The 21,351-nt window shown below is 56.1% G+C and carries 19 protein-coding genes; 12 read left to right on the top strand and 7 right to left on the bottom strand.

Features of this window, described 5'->3' with window-relative positions; genetic code table 11:
- Nucleotides 1–19 precede the first annotated feature (19 nt).
- On the bottom strand, nt 20–1,978 hold the full coding sequence (locus tag ACMGG1_RS11945; protein WP_414161433.1) for a sigma-54-dependent Fis family transcriptional regulator: 1,959 nt from the start codon (nt 1,976–1,978) through the stop codon (nt 20–22).
- 196 nt (nt 1,979–2,174) lie between these two features.
- On the opposite strand from ACMGG1_RS11945, the gene ACMGG1_RS11940 reads away from it, so the two are divergent.
- The 3 genes from ACMGG1_RS11940 to ACMGG1_RS11930 all read left to right on the top strand — a co-directional run bounded on the left by ACMGG1_RS11940 (nt 2,175) and on the right by ACMGG1_RS11930 (nt 4,985).
- Nucleotides 2,175–3,191, top strand: coding sequence for a Gfo/Idh/MocA family oxidoreductase (locus ACMGG1_RS11940; protein ID WP_259218748.1), 1,017 nt, complete (start codon nt 2,175–2,177; stop codon nt 3,189–3,191).
- Nucleotides 3,191–3,970 (top strand): TIM barrel protein, encoded by a 780-nt coding sequence (locus ACMGG1_RS11935; RefSeq protein WP_414161432.1) that lies wholly within the window; start codon nt 3,191–3,193, stop codon nt 3,968–3,970. Before ACMGG1_RS11940 ends, ACMGG1_RS11935 begins: the two co-directional genes overlap by 1 nt.
- Nucleotides 3,971–4,061: 91 nt before the next feature.
- Nucleotides 4,062–4,985, top strand: a complete 924-nt coding sequence (locus tag ACMGG1_RS11930; RefSeq protein ID WP_414161431.1) for a substrate-binding domain-containing protein — start codon at nt 4,062–4,064, stop codon at nt 4,983–4,985.
- 149 nt (nt 4,986–5,134) lie between these two features.
- On the opposite strand, the gene ACMGG1_RS11925 is transcribed toward ACMGG1_RS11930, so the two are convergent.
- Nucleotides 5,135–6,361 carry an MFS transporter gene (locus ACMGG1_RS11925; protein WP_414161430.1) on the bottom strand — a complete coding sequence of 409 codons (1,227 nt, stop codon included), beginning with the start codon at nt 6,359–6,361 and terminating at the stop codon, nt 5,135–5,137.
- A gap of 96 nt (nt 6,362–6,457) precedes the next feature.
- On the opposite strand from ACMGG1_RS11925, the gene ACMGG1_RS11920 reads away from it, so the two are divergent.
- The 5 genes from ACMGG1_RS11920 to ACMGG1_RS11900 all read left to right on the top strand — a co-directional run bounded on the left by ACMGG1_RS11920 (nt 6,458) and on the right by ACMGG1_RS11900 (nt 10,572).
- Nucleotides 6,458–7,396 carry a LysR family transcriptional regulator gene (locus ACMGG1_RS11920; protein ID WP_041414557.1) on the top strand — a complete coding sequence of 313 codons (939 nt, stop codon included), beginning with the start codon at nt 6,458–6,460 and terminating at the stop codon, nt 7,394–7,396.
- A 146-nt stretch (nt 7,397–7,542) separates the two neighbouring features.
- A complete protein-coding gene (locus ACMGG1_RS11915; protein ID WP_020826859.1) occupies nt 7,543–8,304 on the top strand; it encodes a dimethylarginine dimethylaminohydrolase family protein in 762 nt (253 codons plus the stop codon).
- Nucleotides 8,305–8,331: 27 nt separating this feature from the next.
- Complete coding sequence (locus tag ACMGG1_RS11910) at nt 8,332–9,105, top strand: ABC transporter substrate-binding protein (protein ID WP_414161429.1); 774 nt, start codon at nt 8,332–8,334, stop codon at nt 9,103–9,105.
- A 55-nt stretch (nt 9,106–9,160) separates the two neighbouring features.
- Nucleotides 9,161–9,850 (top strand): ABC transporter permease, encoded by a 690-nt coding sequence (locus ACMGG1_RS11905; RefSeq protein WP_020826861.1) that lies wholly within the window; start codon nt 9,161–9,163, stop codon nt 9,848–9,850.
- On the top strand, nt 9,850–10,572 hold the full coding sequence (locus tag ACMGG1_RS11900) for an ABC transporter permease (protein WP_046373569.1): 723 nt from the start codon (nt 9,850–9,852) through the stop codon (nt 10,570–10,572). The genes ACMGG1_RS11905 and ACMGG1_RS11900 overlap by 1 nt, the downstream gene beginning before the upstream one ends.
- Before the next feature lie 6 nt (nt 10,573–10,578).
- Here the strand turns inward: ACMGG1_RS11900 and ACMGG1_RS11895 are convergent, their stop codons facing one another.
- A complete protein-coding gene (locus tag ACMGG1_RS11895; protein ID WP_020826863.1) occupies nt 10,579–11,034 on the bottom strand; it encodes an Lrp/AsnC family transcriptional regulator in 456 nt (151 codons plus the stop codon).
- A 14-nt stretch (nt 11,035–11,048) separates the two neighbouring features.
- Here ACMGG1_RS11895 and ACMGG1_RS11890 point away from each other — a divergent pair, with 14 nt between their 5' ends.
- The 3 genes from ACMGG1_RS11890 to adhP all read left to right on the top strand — a co-directional run bounded on the left by ACMGG1_RS11890 (nt 11,049) and on the right by adhP (nt 13,888).
- Complete coding sequence (locus ACMGG1_RS11890) at nt 11,049–12,155, top strand: succinylglutamate desuccinylase/aspartoacylase family protein (RefSeq protein WP_122079311.1); 1,107 nt, start codon at nt 11,049–11,051, stop codon at nt 12,153–12,155.
- 375 nt (nt 12,156–12,530) lie between these two features.
- Nucleotides 12,531–12,731 carry a hypothetical protein gene (locus ACMGG1_RS11885; protein ID WP_020826868.1) on the top strand — a complete coding sequence of 67 codons (201 nt, stop codon included), beginning with the start codon at nt 12,531–12,533 and terminating at the stop codon, nt 12,729–12,731.
- A gap of 143 nt (nt 12,732–12,874) precedes the next feature.
- Nucleotides 12,875–13,888, top strand: coding sequence for an alcohol dehydrogenase AdhP (adhP, locus tag ACMGG1_RS11880; protein ID WP_020826869.1), 1,014 nt, complete (start codon nt 12,875–12,877; stop codon nt 13,886–13,888).
- Nucleotides 13,889–13,945: 57 nt separating this feature from the next.
- Here the strand turns inward: adhP and ACMGG1_RS11875 are convergent, their stop codons facing one another.
- Nucleotides 13,946–15,466 (bottom strand): aldehyde dehydrogenase family protein, encoded by a 1,521-nt coding sequence (locus ACMGG1_RS11875; RefSeq protein WP_020826870.1) that lies wholly within the window; start codon nt 15,464–15,466, stop codon nt 13,946–13,948.
- A gap of 277 nt (nt 15,467–15,743) precedes the next feature.
- Between ACMGG1_RS11875 and ACMGG1_RS11870 the strand changes: the two genes are divergently transcribed.
- Nucleotides 15,744–17,534 carry a sigma-54-dependent Fis family transcriptional regulator gene (locus ACMGG1_RS11870; RefSeq protein ID WP_414161428.1) on the top strand — a complete coding sequence of 597 codons (1,791 nt, stop codon included), beginning with the start codon at nt 15,744–15,746 and terminating at the stop codon, nt 17,532–17,534.
- A 35-nt stretch (nt 17,535–17,569) separates the two neighbouring features.
- Here the strand turns inward: ACMGG1_RS11870 and ACMGG1_RS11865 are convergent, their stop codons facing one another.
- From ACMGG1_RS11865 to ACMGG1_RS11855, 3 genes are all read right to left on the bottom strand, one after another.
- Complete coding sequence (locus ACMGG1_RS11865; protein ID WP_128864903.1) at nt 17,570–18,496, bottom strand: ABC transporter substrate-binding protein; 927 nt, start codon at nt 18,494–18,496, stop codon at nt 17,570–17,572.
- A gap of 146 nt (nt 18,497–18,642) precedes the next feature.
- Nucleotides 18,643–19,110, bottom strand: a complete 468-nt coding sequence (locus tag ACMGG1_RS11860; protein ID WP_414161427.1) for a GNAT family N-acetyltransferase — start codon at nt 19,108–19,110, stop codon at nt 18,643–18,645.
- A 38-nt stretch (nt 19,111–19,148) separates the two neighbouring features.
- Nucleotides 19,149–21,236: an EAL domain-containing protein gene (locus ACMGG1_RS11855; protein ID WP_414161426.1), complete on the bottom strand. Its 2,088-nt coding sequence runs from the start codon at nt 21,234–21,236 to the stop codon at nt 19,149–19,151.
- Nucleotides 21,237–21,351 lie beyond the last annotated feature (115 nt).

Raw genomic sequence — 21,351 nt, 5'->3', positions numbered from 1 at the left:
TGCTGTCAAGCCGACTTCCTCAGGGACGCAGCAAGGTCAAATCAATCTGCCACCTGTTGATTTTATTGTACAAGGTGGTGCGTGAAAGCCCGAGCAGACGAGCCGCCTGTCGCAGATTACCGTTACTGGATTCAATGATCTGAATGATATGGGCGCGTTCATTGTCCTCCAGACGGCTTGAGGGGACGGCTTCCTGTTCAGGAAAAGCCTGGGCGATCTCCCTGGGCAAATCATCCACGTCGATCAGCAACCCTTCGCACAGGTTCACCATCCGCTCCACCAGGTTTTCCAATTCGCGCACGTTGCCGGGCCAGTGCCAGGCGTTAAGGCAAACCATGGCCTGCGGTGAGACCTGGGGCGGGATCTTCTTCATCCGCGTACTCAGCTTGTGAATAAAGCCGTTGACCAGTCCGGCGATATCTTCCCGACGTTCACGCAGGGGCGGAACGGGGAGGGAAAGGACGTTCAGGCGGTAATAAAGGTCACGACGAAACGCGCCGTTCTCCACGGCCTGCAGCAAATCGCAATGGGTAGCCGCAATGATTCGCACATTCACTTTGGCCGGATGCGCCGCGCCAATCCGCAACACTTCGCCTTCCTGCAATACGCGCAGCAGGCTGGTTTGTGCATCCAACGGCATTTCACCGATTTCGTCGAGCAACAGCGTGCCGCCGTCCGCCAGTTCGAATTTGCCTGCCGAACCGCCGCGACGCGATCCGGTAAAGGCGCCATCGACGTAGCCAAACAGCTCGCTTTGCACCAGATCGCGCGGCAGGGCGCCGCAGTTGACCGCGACAAAGGGTTCGTTGCAGCGCTCACCGCCGTTGTGGATTGCCTGAGCGAACAGCTCCTTGCCGGTGCCGCTTTCCCCCGTCAGCAAGACCGTGCTGTCACTGCGGCTGCAGGTGCGCGCCTGCATGATCGCCTCCCGCATGCGGCTGGAATGACCGAAAATCATCTCGAAGGTGTAGCTGGCGCTCACGCCCATGACTCGTCGGGTGATGGCACGGATGCGCTGATTTTCGCGCAGGGAGAGCACCCGGCCATTATCCGGCGCAGGCATCAGCGAAATCACGCAGGAGAGGGCTGGCTTGCCGACGGGCATAAACACCATTTCACGATCGTTGCAAAACGGCATGGTTAACAACGATCCGGATTGGGGGCACAACAGCTCATCGATCGGCGTATCACCGGGTTCCAGCCCGCCAAAAATTTGGCGAGCATAGCGGTTGACCGTTTTCAGCCGGCCGTGCCTATCGCAGACCATCACGCCTTCATTCAGGGTTTCCAAAATGGACTGCTGCTCGGCCAACAGCCGGTGCAGCTTGAGCTGTTGACCGATTGCCTCCGCAGCCGCCTGCACGGTACCCAGAGTGTGGGCATTGAAATTGTCCGGCGTGGCGGTGAGCGTCAGCACGCCAATCATGACGCCTTCGGCGTTGCGCACCGGCGCGGCGGCGCATTGGCGATGCCGTTGCCGCAGGCCCATCTTCCAGTTTTCACCGCTCAGCACATACACCAGCCGCTGTTCAAGCAGGCAGCGTGCGGTGCAGTTGGTGCCCTGAACCTCTTCACGCAAGATGCTGCCGATCGGCGTCATGTCCGCGCCACAGTAGTGAAGGGTGACGCCATGGGCATCGGTCAGGTTGATGTGACCGTCGGGATTATAGGCCAGCAAATTTTCCATGATGCTGCGCGCCACGGCAATCAGCTCGGAATTGTGTGCCAGAATCGCCAGCAGTTGGTCAGGCGGTGGCGCGTGATAGACAAACTCATCGGGATCGATGCCGTATTCACGCGAGCGTCGCCAGGATTGCAGGATCGACTTGCGTATCCAACCGGGCTGGCCGCCTTCATTAAACGCCTGCCACCCTTGCCAAAACAGGCTGTCCCATTCACCGGATTCCGCCCCTTCAGGCAGGCTGAAGATCGGATCGCTCTCGTCTTTGATCGGCATCAGGCCGGCGGCTGTCTGCATGGTGCGCCCCGCTGTTTGGAATGTAATGTTCATTTTATTGACATGTGAAATTGACATGTCAATTTAGTTGTCACTTTGTTATGCCTATCTGTGCAACGTCTCACAAATTCCGCGTGTTTTGAGCTGGCATCCCCTTTGCAATACCCAGGGTGAACTCCGTTGCCCAATAGGGCGTTACCTCACATAAGGAATCACTATGAGTCATTCATCCCAACCCCTGCGTGTTGGTCTGATCGGTGCTGGCAGAATGGGCACTTTCCATGCGGAGTCGTTGGCACGGCGCGTGCCGGGTGCGGTGCTGGCGGCGGTGGCCGATCCTCTGCCGGGTACGGCGCAACGGCTGGCGGAACGTTTGGACGTTGAAGCCTACAGCGATTTGCAGGCGATGCTGGACAACCCGGCTATTGATGCGGTGGTAATAGCATCTCCGGCCCGCACCCATGCGGAGTGGGTGATTGCAGCGGCACAGGCCGGTAAGCATGTGTTCTGCGAAAAGCCGATGGCTATCACGCTGGATGAGGCAGACAGCGCAATTGCCGCCGCAAAACGGGCGGGCGTGGTTCTGCAGGTCGGATTTAATCGCCGTTTTGTCAGCGGATTTGCCGCCGCTATCGCCGCCGTAAAGGCGGGTGAGAATGGCACTACGCAGTTATCCCGTTCGGTGACGCGCGATCCCTTGCTACGGGATCCGGCGCCCATCCCGGCGTGGACCATCTTTCTTGAAACCTTGATTCATGATTTCGACACCTTGCTGCATTTCAACCCTGGCGCCAGGCCGGTAGAGGTTTATGCGTTGGCGGACGCCCTGGTGCGGCCGGACTTCAAAGACAAAGGGCTGTTGGACACCGCCGTGGTCACCATTCGCTTTGACAACGGGGCTATCGCCACCGCCGAAGCCAATTTCCAGGCGGTGTACGGTTACGACGTGCGCGGTGAGGTGTTTGGCAGCAAAGGCATGTTGCAGGCGGGCAATATCAACCTGAACAACTGCGTGCGTTATCACGCCGGAGGCATCGCCATAGAAACCTCGCGGCAGGACACCGATCTGCTGCGTGACGCTTACGTGGCGGAGTTGACCGAATTCGCCCAGAGCATCCGGCAGGGTTGCAGCCCGCGTGCTACCGGACAAGATGCGCGCAATGCGCTGGCGATAGCCTTGGCCTGTATCGAGTCGGTGCAGCAGGGCAAACCGGTCAAATTAGGGGGGCAATAATGGCCAGTTATCAGCTCTCTGTATGCGCAGAAATGGTATTTCTCGATCTGCCGTTTATCGAACGCGTGGCGCGTATCAATGCGCTGGGTTTTGGCGTTGAAATGTGGAACTGGGCCAATAAAGACCTTGATGCTTTGGCCGCCAGCGGGGCGCGCTTTACATCAATGACCGGCTATCTGACCGGCAACCTGACCGACGACAAAGACATTGCCCAACTGTTGCACAGCGCGGAGCAGTCATTGGCCGTTGCCCAACGCTTGAACTGCCCGAGCCTGAATCTTCACGGTACCGGGTTGGATCCTCAGGGATTACCGGTGAAACCGGTGGCGGTGGTAACCGGTGCGATGTGGCTCAAGGCGGCCGATACGCTAAGCCGGCTGGCGCACATGGCGGAGCGGGCCGGAAAAGTCTTCACGCTGGAAAACCTCAATTTGCCACGCGACCACCCTGGCACACCCTTTGCCAAAGCCTGCGACACACTGGCTCTGGTGGAGGCGGTAAACCGTCCGGGCCTGAAGATGAATCTCGATCTTTACCATGCGCAGATTGGCGAAGGGGATCTTATCGAACTGATCCGTCGCTGTGGCACGGCAATAGGGGAAATCCAGGTGGCGGACGTGCCGGGGCGGCAACAGCCTGGTACCGGTGAAATCAATTACCGCGCCATCGCACGCACGTTAGAAGACATCGATTATCAGGGCGTGGTGGCGATGGAAGGGTGGGCATCCGGTGACAGCACCGAGGCGCTGTTACAGTTCCGCGACCATTTTACCCGATAGCCTGAACACATCCGGGCAGGGCCGCTGCCCGGCATTCAAAATGATGCGTTGATTTTAATAATAAATAAACCTCAACCTACAGGATGTCATCATGAAAACCAAAAGATTGCTACTGATACTGCTGAGCATCGTCATGAGCTTCAGCGCCCAGGCGAAAACCTACAAGGTCGGCGTGGCGCTGGCCAATTTCGACCTTAACTTTGTCTCTATTTTGCGTTCACAGATGGTGAGCGAACTTAAGCAGTTGGGGATGGACGGCCAGTTTGTCGATGCCAAAGGGGACGTGGCGTTGCAGGTGCAGCAGGTGGACGATTTTATCAACCTCGGGGTGGACGCCATTATCCTCAACCCGGTTGACACTCAGGGGGTGAAACCGATGATGGACGCCGCCGAACGCGCCAATATTCCGTTGATTTTCGTCAACCGCAAACCGGAGGTGAAACTGGGCAAGGACATGGCCTACGTAGGCTCTGACTCTGCGGTGGGTGGTGAAATGCAGATGGAAGCCTTGGCGAAAAAGATGAACTACCGTGGGAACGTGGCGATCCTGATGGGGGCGTTGTCCAATGAAGAAGCACGCGAGCGCACCCGCGCCGTGGAAGCGGTGATCGCCAAATACAAAGACATGAAGGTGCTGGAGAAGCAGACCGCCAAATGGCAGCGCAATGAGGCAGTGGATGTGGTGTCCGGTTGGCTGCTGAACGGCCGGCCGATTGACGCGATTGCCGCTAACAACGATGAAATGGCGATTGGTGCCATCATGGCGCTGAATCAGGCCAAAAACAAAACCATTCTGGTGGCGGGCATCGACGGCACGCCGGACGGTCAGCAGTTCATTAAAAACGGCGGCATGACGTTGACCATTTTCCAGGATGCCAAAGGGCAGGCCATCGGGGCGGTGCAGGTAACCAAGGCGCTGTTGGAAAAACAAAAGGTCGAGCCTTATAACTGGGTACCCTACAAAACCATCACACAGCAGAATTTGGCAGAATTCCAGGCGGTTAATCAGAAGTAGATATAGTGCCCTTGGTGGCCGTGAGGCGATGGCATCATAGCCGCAGTCATGCACGAAGACCGTTGGATCTCGGTGCAGAAAACGATGCGGAGGCGACAAGGGATTAAAAGGAATAGCCGCCGTGACTGCGGCTATCGTTGATGTACTTTTCAGGCCGTCACGCGCGGGGCGGTTTTTCCGAACAACCTCATTGCCAGACCACCAGCAGCCGTCAGCGTGGCCAATGTCACTACGCCAGGCCAGCCGGCAGCTTCCAGGATCTTGCTGCCCAGCGCGGCCCCGCCTGCCATGCCGATAAACACCAGCGTAAACATGATGGCGTTGAGGCGGCTGCGGGCGGCCGGATTGATAGCGTAAATAATGGTTTGATGGGCGACCAGCGTGGCCTGAATGCCGAGATCAAAACCTACCGCGCTCAGGGCAATCAACGCCAGTTGGGCGGGGAGCGACAGCAACGGCAGCAGGAACATCAGGGCAAAAGAAACCACCACCATGGCAGCGCCAATCTTAGTGACATAGTCCGGCCCGTGACGATCGGCCAGCATGCCTGCCAAGGGGGCAGCCAATGCGCCTGCCGCACCGGCCAAACCAAAAGCCCCGGCGACGGCGCTACCCAACTGATACCGTTCCGCCAACATCACTGCCAGCGTAGACCAGAAAGCGCTGAACGCGATCGACAGCAAGCCTTGCGCCAGCGCTGCACGCCGCAGCTCCGGGTAAGCGGCCCACAATTGGCCCAATGAACGCAACAACGCCGGGTAGCTGAGGGAAGTATTGGGTTTTAAACGGGGCAATACGGCCCCGATGGCGAAACTGATCGCCAACACCGCCGCGGCCGCCAGCAGGTAAACGCTGCGCCAGCCGAAATATTCTGCCACCACGCCGCTGAACACCCGTGAAAGCAAAATCCCCGCCAGTAGCCCGGTCATCACGGTTCCCACCGTTTTGCCCCGATTGGCGTCGGTTGCCAGCGTTGCAGCCGCCGGGATAATGTCCTGCGCCACCGTAGCGGCCAGGCCGATCGCCAGGCTGCTGAGCAGCAACAGCGGGAATGAGGATGAAAAACCACAGAACAACAGGGTTACAGCCAGCAGCAAGCATTTTATACGGATGATCTGGCGACGATCGTGACGATCGCCAAGCGGGGCCAACAGCAGGATCCCAAGCGCGTAGCCTGCCTGGGTGAGCGTAGGGACCCAGCCGGCGTCACTTACTCCGGCATGGAACGCATCCGCCATAATCCCCAGCATCGGCTGGCTATAGTAAATGGACGCCACGCTAAGACCGGCACCGGTCGCCAGCAGAAAGACAACTTTGGCGGAAAGCGCATGGGCCGGTGTGGTGCCGGTATGATTGGCTGGTGAAATCAGGGTCATGGTAATTATCCCGTAGAGGTAAAGTGCGCTTATTTTTGCCAGTATTTGCCGCAAACTGTAGCCCCCGAACGGGTAGAACTGTTATACGTAATACGTATGAATAAAAACTCATTTCCCAATGGCGATCGCATAGCCATGATGCAAACGCTGGTGCGCATCGTAGACAGCGGCAGTCTTTCTGCCGCTGCGGCGCAAATGCAGACCTCACAACCCACCGTTAGCCGGCGCCTGCAGGTGCTGGAACAACTGCTGGGCGTTAAATTAATCCAGCGTACCACCCACAGTATGAAGCTGACGGATGACGGAGAGCGCTGTTATCAGCATGCGCGCAAGCTGATAGAGCAGTGGCAAATCATGGAGGATGAGCTGCGCGGCGTGCGCGATGAGCCGGTCGGCGTATTACGGGTACGAGCGCCGCATGCCTTCGGTCAGGATCAGCTAATCGGGCCTCTGGGTGACTATTTGCAACGCTATCGCCAGACCAGCGTGGAATGGACGCTTAACGACCACTCTCCGGATTTTATCCCCGAAGGCGTGGACTGCGCGATCCACGTGGGGGCCGTAACCGATCCTTCGGTGGTGGCGGTATTGCTGGCGGAAGTGCCGCGCATTGTGGTGGCAGCACCGAGCTTATTAGCAGGTCATGATCCTCTGAAGCAGATCGGTGATTTAGCGCAGTTGCCCTGGCTGGCGTTGAATAGCTTTTACCGTAACGAAGTCACCCTGACTCACAGGGATAGCGGTGAAGCCTATCGTTTTGACATTGCTCCCAGATTAAGCACCGACAGTCTTTATGCGGTGCGTAAAGCCGCGTTGAACGGCGTGGGGGTGGCGATGTTGTCCTCCTGGGTGGTCAAACAGGATTTGGAGCAGGGCGCTCTGATTCCTTTAATGCCAACCTGGCGTGCCGCGCCCTTGCCGATTTATCTGCTTTATCCGTACGCCAGCTATTATCCCGCCCGGCTGCGTAAATTCCTCGAGCTGATGAAAGAGGTGATGCCGCGTATCACCGGCGCAAATGCGCCAACGACCTAAAAACGCGTACAGCGGAATTTGTCGTTAGCGGAGCGATATACAGCGCAAATCTAGAGTGTCGGCGCGCGGATTCAACCTGATTGGCGGCGGTATCTGTTTGATAATCGAAGCAACAGTGACCGTCCCTTTCAATCGAGAGAATCGCCATGCACTTTACTCAAGCCATTGCCAGACTCCCTGCCGACAGCTGCGGCAGCGGACAAACTACCGCCCAATTGGGCGCGCCCGATATCGCGGCCACCGGCCGTCAGTTTTTGGCCTATGTGGACACCTTGCTCCGTCTGGGGCTAAAAGTGACCGTGTTACCGGCAGCACCCGCATTCCCGGATGCACACTTTGTTGAAGACACGGCGGTGGTGATGCCTGAGCTGGCGGTGATCAGCCATCCCGGCGCACCCAGCCGTCAGGGCGAGGTGGCCACCATTGCGCCATTGTTTGAAGGCGAACGGCCAGTGGTGCGTATGAGCGAGCGCGGTCATCTGGACGGGGGGGATGTGCTGCTGGTCGATCGCCAGTTTTTCGTCGGCCTGACGGCCCGTACCGATGAGGCTGGTATTGGCGAGTTCGCCGCGGCGGTGGAACCCTATGGCTATCGGGTGACGGCGATTGAAGTCAGCGCCGGTCTGCACCTGAAGTCCATTGTTAATTATGTTGGCCGCAATACCTTGTTGCTGACCGAAGACTATCAGCACCATCCTGCCTTTAGCGGTTTCAGTTCGATCGTCATTCCCGAAGCGGAGTCCTACGCCGGCAATACGCTGTGGATCAACGATACGCTGATTACGCCGCAGGGTTATCCGTACACGCTTGCGCAAATCGAAAAGCTGGGCATGCCCATCGTTCAGCTCGACACCAGTGAATTTAAAAAAATGGACGGCGGCCTGACCTGCCTGTCACTTCGTTTCTAATCTTTTCTTTTACCGGGGATCTCAGCGATGAAAAAAACATTAGCGGTTTTACTGACCAGCCTGGCGTTGGGCGGTCCTGCGGCGGCTCAGGCCTTCGACACCATCAGTTTTGGCGTTGACGGTGGCTATCCGCCGTTTGACGTGCTCGCGCCCAACGGTGAGATCACCGGTTTTGATATCGATATCGCCAATGCGCTGTGTACGCAGCTGCATGCCAAATGCGTGTTCGTCAAACAACCCTTCGAAAGCATGATTGCCGCGCTCAATGCCCATAAGTTCGACGCCATTATCGCTTCGCTGACCATTACCGATGAGCGCCAAAAGGAAGTGGATTTCACCGATCGCTATTACCGCAGTTCCGCCCAGTTGGTGGCGCGTAAAGGCAGCGCTTTACTGCCCGACGTTGCCAGCCTGAAAGGCAAAACCGTCGGCGTGCAGACCGGCTCGATACATGAAGCCTACGCGAAACAACATTGGGGCGGAAAAGGGGTGAAAATTGTTTCTTACGCCAACCAGGATAATGTCTATCTGGATCTGATGTCCGGCCGCATTAATGCGTCGTTGCAGGACAATACTCAGGCCGCCAGCAGCTTTATCGATACCCCGCGCGGGCAGAAATTTGCCTTTGCTGGCCCGGTGATTGAAGACAGCAGCATTTCCTCCGACGTCGGCATCGCGGTAGGCAAAGACAACCCGGCGCTGCGCGATGCGCTAAACGGTGCGATCAAGGCCATTCGTGCCGACGGCACTTACGAAGCCATCCAGAAAAAATATTTCAGCTTCGATATTTACGGTAACTAAACCGGCGCGCTAATGCCGGCTGGCCCGGCAATCTGTCAAGTATGGGAGGCCGGGTATGGTTACAGAGTATTTACCGTTGCTGGCGCAGGGGGCGGCGCTGTCGCTGTGCGTCATGCTGGTGTCACTGGCGGTGGCGCTGGCGCTTGGACTGGTCAATGCGCTGATCAAACTCTTTGGTCCGCGCTGGCTGCGCTGGGTTTCAACCGGCTACACCACGCTGGTGCGCGGTATCCCCGAACTGGTGATTATGCTGCTGTTGTTCTTTGGCGGTGAGATGCTGGTTAACGGAGCCTTGGGTCTGCTGGGGCTGGGGCCGCTTCGGTTCAACACCTTTATCTCTGGGGTGTTGGCGATTGGCTTCGTGTTTGGCGCTTACTATACCGAAACCTTCCGTGGCGCGTTTCTTACCGTGGAGCGTGGCCAGCTGGAGGCCGCGATGGCCTATGGGATGAGCCCTGGCCAGGTATTTCGCCGTGTTTTGTTACCCCAAATGCTGAGCTTTGCCATCCCCGGCATCAACAACAACTGGCTTGGGCTGATGAAGGCCTCGGCGCTGGTGTCGATCCTCGGGCTGGAGGATATGGTCTGGCTGGCCGAGCAGGCCGGGCGGGCAACGCAAAAGCCTTTCCTGTTTTATTTCCTGGTGGCGCTGATCTATATGGCGATCACGGCGATTTCCAGTTGGGGCTTTAGCCGGTTGTCGCGGCGATACGCCTTGGCTTCCTCAAATGCAGGAGCCCGCTGATGAACCTGCAAAATATGCTGGAAGCCGCACCGAGTTTTCTGTGGAGTGACGGGTCCGACGTCACCGGGCTAGCGATGACTGCCAAACTGTTTTTGTTGTCGGTCGTCCCCGGTTTAGTGCTGGCGATGCTGATGGCGATCGGTCAGGTTTACGGCCCGCGTCCGCTGTCTTATCTGATCCGCAGCGTGACCTACTTTTTCCGCAGTACGCCGCTGTACCTGCAATTGATGCTGATTTATTACGGCCTGTCGCAGTTTGACGTGGTGCAGTTGGGTTGGCAGAACGACCAACCTTTCTGGCTGCTGTTTCGCGACGCGACCTTCTGCGCCACGCTGGCGCTGGTGCTCAATACCAGTGCCTACGTCGCGCAGTTGCTGGCCGGCATGATGGAGACCTTCCCGCGCCAGGAGTGGATTGCCGGTGAAGCCTATGGCATGAGCCAGCGGCAGATCATTCGCCGGCTGGTGCTGCCGGCCACGCTACGACGCGGCATTCCAGCACTCAACAACGAGATGGTGTTTTTGCTGCATGCCACTTCGCTGGCCAGCACGGTAACGCTATTGGATATCACCGGCGTGGCACGGGCACTTTATGCCGCCACCTATTCGCCATTTATCCCGTTTTTGATGGCTGCGGCGCTCTACCTGCTGTGTACCTTCCTGCTGATATTCCTGTTTTCGCGGGCAGAGCGACGCTGGTTGGGCTTTATACGTCGTGATTGAGACCGTTCAGGAACGTTTGATGGATTGCAGTTCGGTCAGGGTGACGATTTTATCCACCCGGAATTTCTTGCTGGTCAGCCAGCTGTCGGCCAGCAACCGGTAGTTTTCCATGCTGCGACAGCCAATGCGCACCAGAAAATCGAAGTTGCCGCTGACCAGCCAGCAATCCAGCACCTCCGGGGTATTACGCATCTCCTGCTCAAACGCCGGTTGAGAATGACCGTGGTCGGCCAGCGCAATCTGAGCCTGGATCACGAACGCATGCTCCGGCTCCGGCAGCTCGATGATGGCACTGTAGCCGCGGATGATGCCGTCGCGCTCCAGCCCACGTACCCGCTCCAGACAGGGGCGTGCGGTCAGATTGACCTGCTCGGACAGCTTTTGATAGGAAATGCGGCCATCCCGGCACAGTATTTCAAGGATTTTTTTGTCGATGCGATCAAGCCGGGCTTTCTTTTCCACAGATAGGGCGTCCAATGAAAAGTAAACATCATAAGTTACCTGAACATGCCCTGGGGGGGCAGCGCCAATTCACCAGTTTTCATTTCGGCCAGCCGGGCAAAGGCGAAAAAATTTACCTGCAGGCCGGTCTGCATGCCGACGAACTGCCCGGCATGCTGGTGCTGCATTATCTTAAAAGATTACTCAGCCAGGCGGAACGGCGTGGTGAGCTGCAAAGCGAAATAATTCTGGTGCCGCTGGCTAATCCTCCAGGGCTGGCGCAGGTACTGCTCAACGGCGGCGTAGGGCGCTTCGACCTGGTTAGCGGTCGCAACTTCAACCGCGATTTTCCCGACCTGGCGCGTCTGCTGCAAAACCACGATTTTACCGCCTCGGAACCTCTTCAGCCGCAAGTCCGGGCCGCCATGCGTACCGTTTTGCAAGCCATGACCGAGGGCAGTGAAGTCACGGCGCTGCGGCGGCAATTGCTGCTACTGGCCTGTGATGCCGATGTAGTGCTGGATCTGCACTGTGACGATCGGGCGATCTTGCATATGTACGCCGATCCGGCCTGGGAACGGCAGGCCGAAATTCTGGCGCGCTTTATGAACATAGCGGCGGTACTGCTTTCGCAAGACAGCGGTGGCGGCTCATTTGATGAAGCCTGCGGTTTGCCCTGGCTTCGGCTGGCGCAACAGCATCCTGACCTAAGCCAGCTCAAACCGGGCTGCATGGCGGTTACGCTGGAGTTACGCGGACAGCGGGATGTCAGCCATGAATTGGCCAGCGGTGACGCAGAACGCTTGTACCGTTATTTACAGCACCGAGGCGCCGTTGCCGGACCCTCTCCGGCGATACCGCAATGTGAAGTGGCGATGCTGCCGTTCGCCGCCGGGGAGATCGTTACCGCATCCGCCAGCGGTATTCTGCTGTTGTTGCGCCAGCCGGGGGAATGGGTGGAAGCCGACGAGGCGGTGGCCGAAATTATCGACCCGATCACCGATACGGTAAAAGCGGTGCGTGCCAAGGCCGGCGGGCTGATTTATGCCTGTCGACAAGCGCCTTTTGTCACACTGGGGGCCGAAGTGATGAAGATTGCCGGTAAGACTGCCTACGCGGGCGGTGGTGAATTGGCGTCCTGAGTCGATTTATTCGTGAATTGGTATCGTCGCCAGCGGCGACTTTGTGACGTTAAAAAACAATAATGCCTATATTCAATCGATTCTGCGGCAAGAGGCGTTAAAGCAAGCCAGCTGAGGCAGAGCACGAGCAAGTCCGCAGCCGCCGGTCTCAGGCAGTGAGCATGCTGGCGGGAAAGATGGCTTGCGGACCGCGGTCCATGTTAAATTTGTGCCAGGTAACTCTGTATCCCTGATGACAAAGAGAATTTAACATGAAGATCGGCCATTTTTATCCCATCACGAAGGATGTTGCCCCCAAGGCCTGCAACGTGACTCTGCGACTGCGGGCCATTGAATATCAGCGATAACCGATCCGCCCCGAAGAAGTCAGACGCTATGCGCACCACCAAACCACGCCGCCCGCATGGCCGATGGGTCTACTACATTCTGCATGAAGATATTCTGTGGCCCTGCCCGGTAAAATGGGAGTGGGAAAGCAGTTACCATGCCTGGTTGCCTTTTTACTATTCGCCAACGCTGGAGTTCGTTGCCGGTAACCCCGCCAAAGCGACAAAAATCACTAAAACCAAGCGTTAATCATTATTTTCGTTTCACGACCGTAATCGTGCTGGTTGATATTAAATATTTGTTTTTAAACAAAACCCCACATTTCTTGCCCTCAGGGTTATGAGTAACTACATTAACAACTGTACTTCAACTCACCTGAGGAGAGATATCCTATGAAAGCAGCCGTAGTGACTAAAGACCACAGTGTCGATATTCAGGATAAACAGCTTCGTCCACTGAAACACGGTGAGGCCGCGCTGAAAATGGAGTGTTGTGGCGTTTGCCATACCGATCTTCACGTCAAGAATGGCGATTTTGGCGAAGTGCCCGGCATCACCCTGGGGCACGAAGGGATTGGGGTAGTCACCGCCGTAGGTGAAGGTGTCACTTCGTTGAAAGTCGGGGATCGCACCAGCGTCGCCTGGTTCTATCAGGGATGTGGCCATTGCGAATATTGCGTTAATGGTAACGAAACGCTGTGCCGCTCGGTGAAAAATGCCGGTTACAGTGTCGACGGCGGTATGGCGGAAGAGTGCATCGTAGTGGCGGACTATGCGGTCAAGGTGCCGGATGGCCTGGACTCCTTTGCAGCCAGCAGCATTACCTGTGCCGGCGTCACCACCTATAAGGCGGTGAAAATTTCCGACATCAAACCGGGGCAGTGGATCGCGATTTACGGCCTGGGCGGCTTGGGCAACCTGGCATTGCAGTATGCCAAGAACGTGTTCAACGCCAAAGTGATCGCCATTGACGTCAACCAGGGGCAGTTGGATTTCGCCAAAGAAATCGGCGCCGATCTGGTCATCAACTCCAAAACTGAAAACGCCGAAGAAATCATTCAGCAAAAAGTCGGGGGCGCGCATGCTGCCGTAGTCACCGCGGTGGCGCGTTCAGCCTTTAATTCTGCGGTCAATGCGGTTCGCGCAGGGGGCAAAGTGGTCGCCGTGGGGCTACCGCCAGAGAGTATGGATCTGAGCATTCCACGCTTGGTATTGGACGGTATTCAGGTTGTGGGCTCGTTGGTGGGAACCCGTGAAGACCTTAAAGAAGCTTTCCAGTTTGCCGCCGAGGGCAAAGTGACGCCGAAAGTGACAAAGCGTCCGTTGGGCGACATCAACGCGATCTTCGAAGAGATGAAGTCGGGCACTATCCGTGGCCGCATGGTTATCGATCTCTCCGCATCATAATCCCGCGCAAATAACTAAGGCCACCGAGGTGGCCTTAGTTTGCAGTAACGCTAAAAATCAAAACAGCCCGAGCGGTTTACTGTCGTAACTGACCAACAGGTTTTTGACCTGCTGGTAATGCGACAGCGCTACCTTGTGGGTCTCGCGGCCGACGCCGGAGTTTTTGTAGCCGCCGAAGGCAGCATGCGCCGGATACAGGTGATAACAGTTGGTCCACACGCGTCCGGCCTTGATGGCGCGCCCCATGCGATAGGCGCGATTTACGTCGCGAGTCCACAAACCGGCACCCAGCCCGAACTCACTGTCGTTGGCCAATGCCAGTGCTTCGGCTTCATCTTTGAAGGTGGTCACGCCGATCACCGGTCCGAAGATCTCTTCACGAAAGAAACGCATGCTGTTATTGCCGGTGATTAAGGTGGGCTGCAGATAAAAACCGCTTTGCAAAGTTTGCTCATGGCTGGCGCGCTCGCCGCCGGCAATGATTTTGCCGCCTTCGTTTTTAGCGATCTCGATGTAAGACAGGATCTTGTCGAACTGCTGTTGGGACGCCTGAGCACCGATCATGGTGTCGGTGTCAAAGGGGTCACCCTGACGAATGGTGGTGATGCGCGCCAGCACTTTTTCCATAAATTGCGGGTAAATCGATTCCTGAATCAGGGCGCGCGAAGGGCAGGTACAGACTTCACCCTGGTTGAAGAAGCCAAGAATCAGCCCCTCAACCGCCTTGTCGATGAATTCGGGTTCCGCCTGCATGATGTCTTCAAAGAAGATGTTAGGCGATTTACCGCCCAGCTCCACGGTGCTGGGAATGATATTTTCCGCCGCACAGGCCAGAATATGGCGGCCTACCGGGGTTGAACCGGTAAAGGCGATTTTGTCGATACGCTTGCTGGTTGCCAATGCCTCACCGGCTTCTTTACCGAAACCGTGAACCACATTGAGCACGCCCGGCGGCAGCAAGTCACCAATCATTTCCAGCAGCACGCAGATGCTGAGCGGGGTTTGCTCCGCCGGTTTAAGCACCACGCAGTTGCCGGCGGCCAGCGCCGGGGCTAGTTTCCATGCGGCCATCAACAGCGGGAAGTTCCAGGGAATAATCTGCCCAACCACGCCCAGTGGCTCATAGATATGGTAGGCCACGGTGTTTTGATCGATCTCAGCGGCGGTGCCTTCCTGCGCACGCAAACAGCCGGCGAAATAGCGGAAGTGGTCGATCGCCAGCGGAATGTCCGCGTTCAGCGTTTCGCGGATCGGTTTGCCGTTATCCCAGCTTTCGGTCAGTGCCAGCAATTCGAGCTTTGACTCCATACGATCTGCGATCGCCAGCAGCACATTAGACCTTTCCTGAACGCTGGCTTTCCCCCAGGTTTCGGCTGCCGCATGCGCCGCATCCAGCGCTTGTTCGATATCTTTCGCGTCGGAGCGCGGGAATTCGGCGACAGTCTGACCTGTCATCGGGGAGGTGTCGGTGAAGTAGTTGCCTGAAACGGGTTCGACAAATTTGCCGCCAATGTAGTTGCCGTAGCGCTGTTTGAAAGAAACCAACGAACCAGGCAAACCGGGATGAACGTATTTCATGTAACACCTCTCATGGGAACGGAGACTGTAAGGGTGGTGCCTGATTGCCGGCACTCTACAGACACTTAAGCATTGCCCATGCCACATTGATGGAAAGCCGTGCCACATAAATAAATAATATAAAAATATCAACTAATTAAAAAAGAATAATAGCTATCAATGCCAATAAAGCCCCTGGCTTACTATTCATTTCTATTGTTTTTTGTGTTCCATGTCGCAACGCATGAGACACATTCATGATACAAAAATGCAACACTTTAATTGGCGGGAGTTGGGTATGCTGCATAAAGACCAGACCACCCAGACCGGGTGTATCTCTGACGACGATCGCCTGTCACTCTCCGGCCCACTTTCCGAATCCTGGTTACGCAGCCGGCACTATGGCCTCAATCGAAGCGACGACCATGTTCCTTTTATCCGGCCGACCCTGTTGAAAGAAGTGCGGGGGCAAAACGGTTGGGTTGCGCAGCTCGCGCGGCCGCTGATCGAGCGCTTGGGTGGTGAGATCAACCGACAACCCTCCATTGTGGTGGTGTCCGACGCCGGTGGACTGGTGCTGGAAACCTGTGGCAACACGCACTTTTTGTGTAAGGCATCGCGGGTTTCTCTGGCTCCGGGCAATCTGTGGGGCGAGCAGGAGCGTGGCACCAATGCCATCGGTACCGCTTTGGCAATGGGGGCGCTGTGCGAAGTCAATGGCGACGAGCACTTTCTCAATCAGAATGCCGGGCTTTACTGCTCCGCAGCGCCGATTTATCGCCCCGACGGCCTGATCGCCGGCGTATTGGATATCTCGACGCCGGCCCAACATCCTTACAGCGAAGCAGGTTCGTTGATTCTGCAGGCTGTCCGGCACATTGAACATCAATGGGTGAAAAGCTGTGTCACCGACCGACATTGGACACTGCGCCTGCACAGCGATGCGCGGGTTCTCGGCAGCGCCCATGAGATGATATTGGTGTTTCGCGATGAGATCCTCACCGCGGCCAACCGATTAGCGATGCAAGAATTCAATCTCAGCGCGGCGGCCTTTGGGTCGATGGACTTTGCCACGCTGTTTCCGGAAATGTCCCTCCAGACAATGAATGCGCCGCGACAGACTCTGGCGGTGAATAATCGTCACTATTATTCACTGTTGCAGATGCCGGAACGCCCATCGCAGTGCGTCAGGCCGCAGCTGCAGCCTTATGATCGTGACGGAGCAGACCGACAGAAGGCCCTGCGTATTCTTAATGCCGGGCTGGCGCTATGCATTAGCGGGGAAACCGGCTGCGGTAAAGAGTATTTCAGCCAGCGTTTGTTCAAGGAATGCCACCGGCGACAGGGCAATTTTGTGGCTATCAACTGTGCAGCCCTGCCGGAAAGTCTGATCGAGTCCGAACTTTTTGGCTATGCGCCAGGGGCGTTTACCGGCGCCAGCACCAAAGGGTACGTCGGCAAGATCAGAGAGGCCGACGGCGGGGTGCTGTTCCTTGATGAGATTGGCGATATGCCATTGAGTTTGCAGACCCGGTTATTGCGGGTGCTGCAGGAAAAGACAGTCACGCCGCTCGGCAGCCGCGTCAGCTATGCGGTCGATTTCTCGCTTATCTGTGCCACCCATCAGGATCTGGAACAGCGGGTCGCGACAGGGGCATTCCGCGAAGATTTGCTGTATCGCATTCAGGAATTCAGCCTGCGCATCTTGCCGCTGCGGCAGCGCGCACACGTTGATCGTTTTATCCTCAATCTCTGGAGCGAATTGGGGGGGGATGCGCGGGGCATAAGACTGGCGCCGGACGCTATCACCGCCTTGGCCGGTTATTCCTGGCCCGGTAATGTGCGGCAGTTGTTGAGCACCTTGAAAGTGCTGCTGGCGTTGGCTGATGACGGTAACCTGATCAGGCTTGAGGATCTGCCGGAGCAGTTTCATCTGCTTGCTCGCCCCGTAGCGCCGCAGAGCGTATCGGTAGACATGTTGACGGCTATTCGAAACGCCAAGGGCAATATCAGCCTGGCGGCAAAACGATTAGGGATCTCGCGCAGCACGCTTTACCGCAAGATGGAGAAACATCGCGCCGAGAGCTGACAAAACGAGGGCCCATTCAGGGCCCCGCGTGGTTATTATTTATCGCCCAATCCCTGTGGGTTGATGTCGGATCGTTCGATTTTCTCGTCGCTTTCCGCCCAGCGATCCAACACTTTCAGATAACTGCCGTTGGCAATAGCGCTATTGAGCGACGCCTGCACCGCTTCCACCAAACCATTGCCTTTCTTCAGCGTAACGGCAATGTTGGCGCTGCGCGGCCAGCCGCCCGGCACGATGCCGACCAACCGGGTTTTACCGGTCAATTTTGCCTGATAAGCGCCGGACACGTTCGGCCCGAAGGTCGCATCCGCACGGCCGGACTGGATCGCCAGCGTCGACGCCGCCTTGTCAGTGACATAAATCGGCTGAAGGGCCGGTAACCCCTTGGCCTGGTTCTCTTTATCCCAGGCCAGCAGCACGGCTTCCTGATTGGTGCCGGAGTCTACGATGATCTTTTTGCCGGCAATGTCCGGCGCCGATTTGATCGAGGTGATCTTACTGTCGGATTTCACGTAGAAGCCCAACGTATCCTGGCGATAGGTGGCGAAGTCGAATTTGGTTTTACGTTCCTGAGTGACGGTAATGTTGTAAACCGCGGCGTCGTATTTACCCGAGGTGACGCCTAACGGCCAGTCTTCCCATGAGGTCGGAACCAGTTTCAGTTTCAACCCCAGGCCGTCGGCAACCAGCCTGGCAATATCCGACTCGCTGCCAATCACCGTTTTATTGTCGCGCGCGTACAGACCGAATGGTGGGCCGCTGCCCAAGATCGCGACGGCTACGGTCAGCGTCCCCGGTTCAACGAATTTGAACCCGGCGGGGATTTTGGCCGCAGCCTCGGGATCCTTCTGGGTATGAATAGGGGTTTCGTTGGCGATCAGGTCCAGCCCCGGTGCGGCATGGGCCAGGGCGGAAAGGCTCAGAAGAGCCGCCGCTGCGGTGAGTTTTGCGCGATATATCATTATTATTACCTGCATTATTATGTTGTTGAGGCGGTCAACTCACTATCCTTCAAGCCGCTAAATCTGTGAACGAACAAAATTGGCTAACTAATTTTACAAACGGTCAGGTTGCAAAGAAGGGGGAGCGCTCGGTGAGCGTGAGGGGCTTAAACGTCGAGATTTTTACGCATGAAAGCATTTTGCAGCACGATGCCGCGCAGGACCGGACTTTTCCGCTCAACGACCTGAAATCCCTGGCGCATAAAGAAGGGTTCTGCGGTTTTACTGACGTCTGAGGTCAGCTCTTTAAGCCCTAACAGTCTGGCCTCTTCATGGATTCGATTCATCAATAAGGTCCCAATGCCTTGTCGGGGACAGGCGCCGGATACATAGAAATGGTCGATATAGCCGTCAGGCTGGAGATCGGCATAGCCGACAATCTGTTTATCAATCTCAACGACAAAGGGATGCAAATCTCTTATGCGAGCCGCCCAAAGCTGGGGATCAGTATCGGCGGGAGCCCAGGCATTGACCTGCTCAGTGGTGTAGTCGCGTGATGCGACCTCATGCACCGCAGAGAAAAAAACGCGAAACAGCGCAATTTCATCGCCTTTGATGAACTGTCGAATCATCATGCCTTTCCTTAAGAAGTCCCGGAAAGTATTGTACCGGTTCAGGTGTTTGAAGGGACGTTTTCTCGTAGCATATTGATGACTTGGGTCGCTTCAACGGCCTGGCTGAACAGAAACCCTTGCCCCAGGTGATAGCCGGAATCACGCAGCGTTTGCCGCTGTAGCTCGGTTTCAATGCCTTCCGCAATAATATCAATGGATAATTTCTGCCCCAAAATCCCCATGCTTTCCACGATGCCCAAAATCGCCGGTTCATTATTCATGCGGCGGATGAAATCCCGATCCAACTTGATGCAGTCCAGAGGGTAGTCCATCAGGTGCGTAAAGGAGGAATGGCCGGTGCCAAAGTCATCAAGCGCGATCCTGATCCCCATTTCCTTAAGCATTTGCAAGGCTCGCAGCACATACTTCGACCCGTGTTTGTTGAAGGCATGTTCAGTGACCTCCAGCTCGATAAGATGGTGGGGGATGCGAAACATTTGCAGACGCCGCAGGAAAGTTTCGGCGTAGTTATCACGTAAAAATTCGATAGGTGCGGCGTTCAAAGACACCGGCAACACCTCCACGCCAGACGCGATCCAAGTGGCGATATCGGCAAAAACCTTCATCTGCATGGTTTCGCTGATCTTGGTTGCCAATTCGTAATCGTTGAATGCTTCGACGACGGTATCTGGCATCTTCATACCATGATGCGGACAATACCAGCGCAGCAGCGCCTCAAAGCCCACAATGGCACCGGTTGCCAGGCTGACCTTGGGTTGGTAGCTGGGGCGGATTTGATTATCGCGAACTATCTGCCGTGCGTGATTAAGCTGCGCCGCACGCTCTTTGGCCTTATCCATCATCTGTGGATTAAACATGTACACGCCGCCCCGGCCGCCGTCCTTGAGTTCGTATAACGCGGTATCGGCGCATTTCATCAATTCCGAGGCGTCGCGGGCATCCTGAGGATAGAGGGCGCAGCCGATACTCATGCCGCAATGCAACGCCTTGCCGCCATGGGTAATGGGTGACTCAAGCTGCAACAGAAAGGTATTGGCGATTTTGTAAATATCCTGCTCGTTTTCGACGTCGCCGATCACAATCGCAAACTCATCGCCGCCCAGGCGGGAAACGAACGAGTTCGGATTTAAATAAGCCGTCAGCCGGCGGGACAACACGCGCAGCAGATGATCGCCGGCAGCGTGCCCTAGGGTGTCGTTAACCAGCTTAAAATGGTCCAGGTCCAGCAAAATCAACCCGAGCGATTTATTGCTGCTCAGGGCTCGCTTCATTTCCTGCTTTAATCTTTTCTTGAATAAGCGTCTGTTGGGCAAACCGGTCAGTTCGTCATACTGACTGGCGATCAGCAAACGTTTTTCAGCTATTCGCTGAGAGCTAACGTCGCGCGAGACGCACAATATATTTTCTATTCGATCCTCGTTATCGAAGACCGGACTGAGAATATTGTCCCAGTGCTGCAGCTTGCCGTCAGGCGTGGCGCTAAGGCCGGCGAAGCGGGCGTTTTTACCGGTTAGCACTTTACGCAGCGCTTTTTTGCCGCGCGAGCGCACTTCGGGTTGCAGCAGATTCAGCCAGGGCATGCCAAATTGTGGTTGGTGCTCATCGATGCCCAGCGCGACGCTGCCGGCTCTGTTGATGTGCAGCAGCGTCCCGTCATTATTGATGACCTTGATGCAGTCGACGCTGGCATCAAGCATGTTTTTCTGCGCGGCCAGCGTGGTGGTAATTCGCTGTTTTTCCAATACGGAATCATGGATATCGGTGCCGCTCAGATACCAATCTGTTTCCTCGCTATCAGGCTTTTTCTTCGCGCCGAAAGACACTAAAAACCAGCGGTATTCGCCGTTGTACTGTCGCAGGCGAACTTCATTAACGAAAGAGGTCGCCGTGCCAATCGCCTGCTGCCATAGCGGTTCGATAAGAGGATATTCGGCAGGGTGCAGGGCTTTCAACCAGCAAGCGCCTGGGTTATCAAATGAGGAGAGGCCGGTATATTCACACCAAAGCTTATTGAAATGTCCCCCGAGGCTATTACCCATGCCAATGAGATTAGGTAAACCATTAAAAATTTCATTAGCCATATCCACAGGCGGTTTTTCATCACTGCGCTCGGGTAGAACACTCATTCGTCATTTCCTCTGAAAACCACCTGTCTTTTATGCTAGCCAATAAAAAGCCTGCGGGTGGAAATATTCAATAGCCGTTTCTGCGCAATAAAAAGCCGCCAGAGAGAATGAGATA

Origin of the sequence: Serratia sp. BNK-12 (assembly GCF_047456085.1) — a bacterium.
In the GTDB taxonomy this organism is placed as follows: Bacteria; Pseudomonadota; Gammaproteobacteria; order Enterobacterales; family Enterobacteriaceae; genus Serratia; species Serratia liquefaciens.
This window is presented reverse-complemented; position numbering and strand designations above follow the sequence as displayed.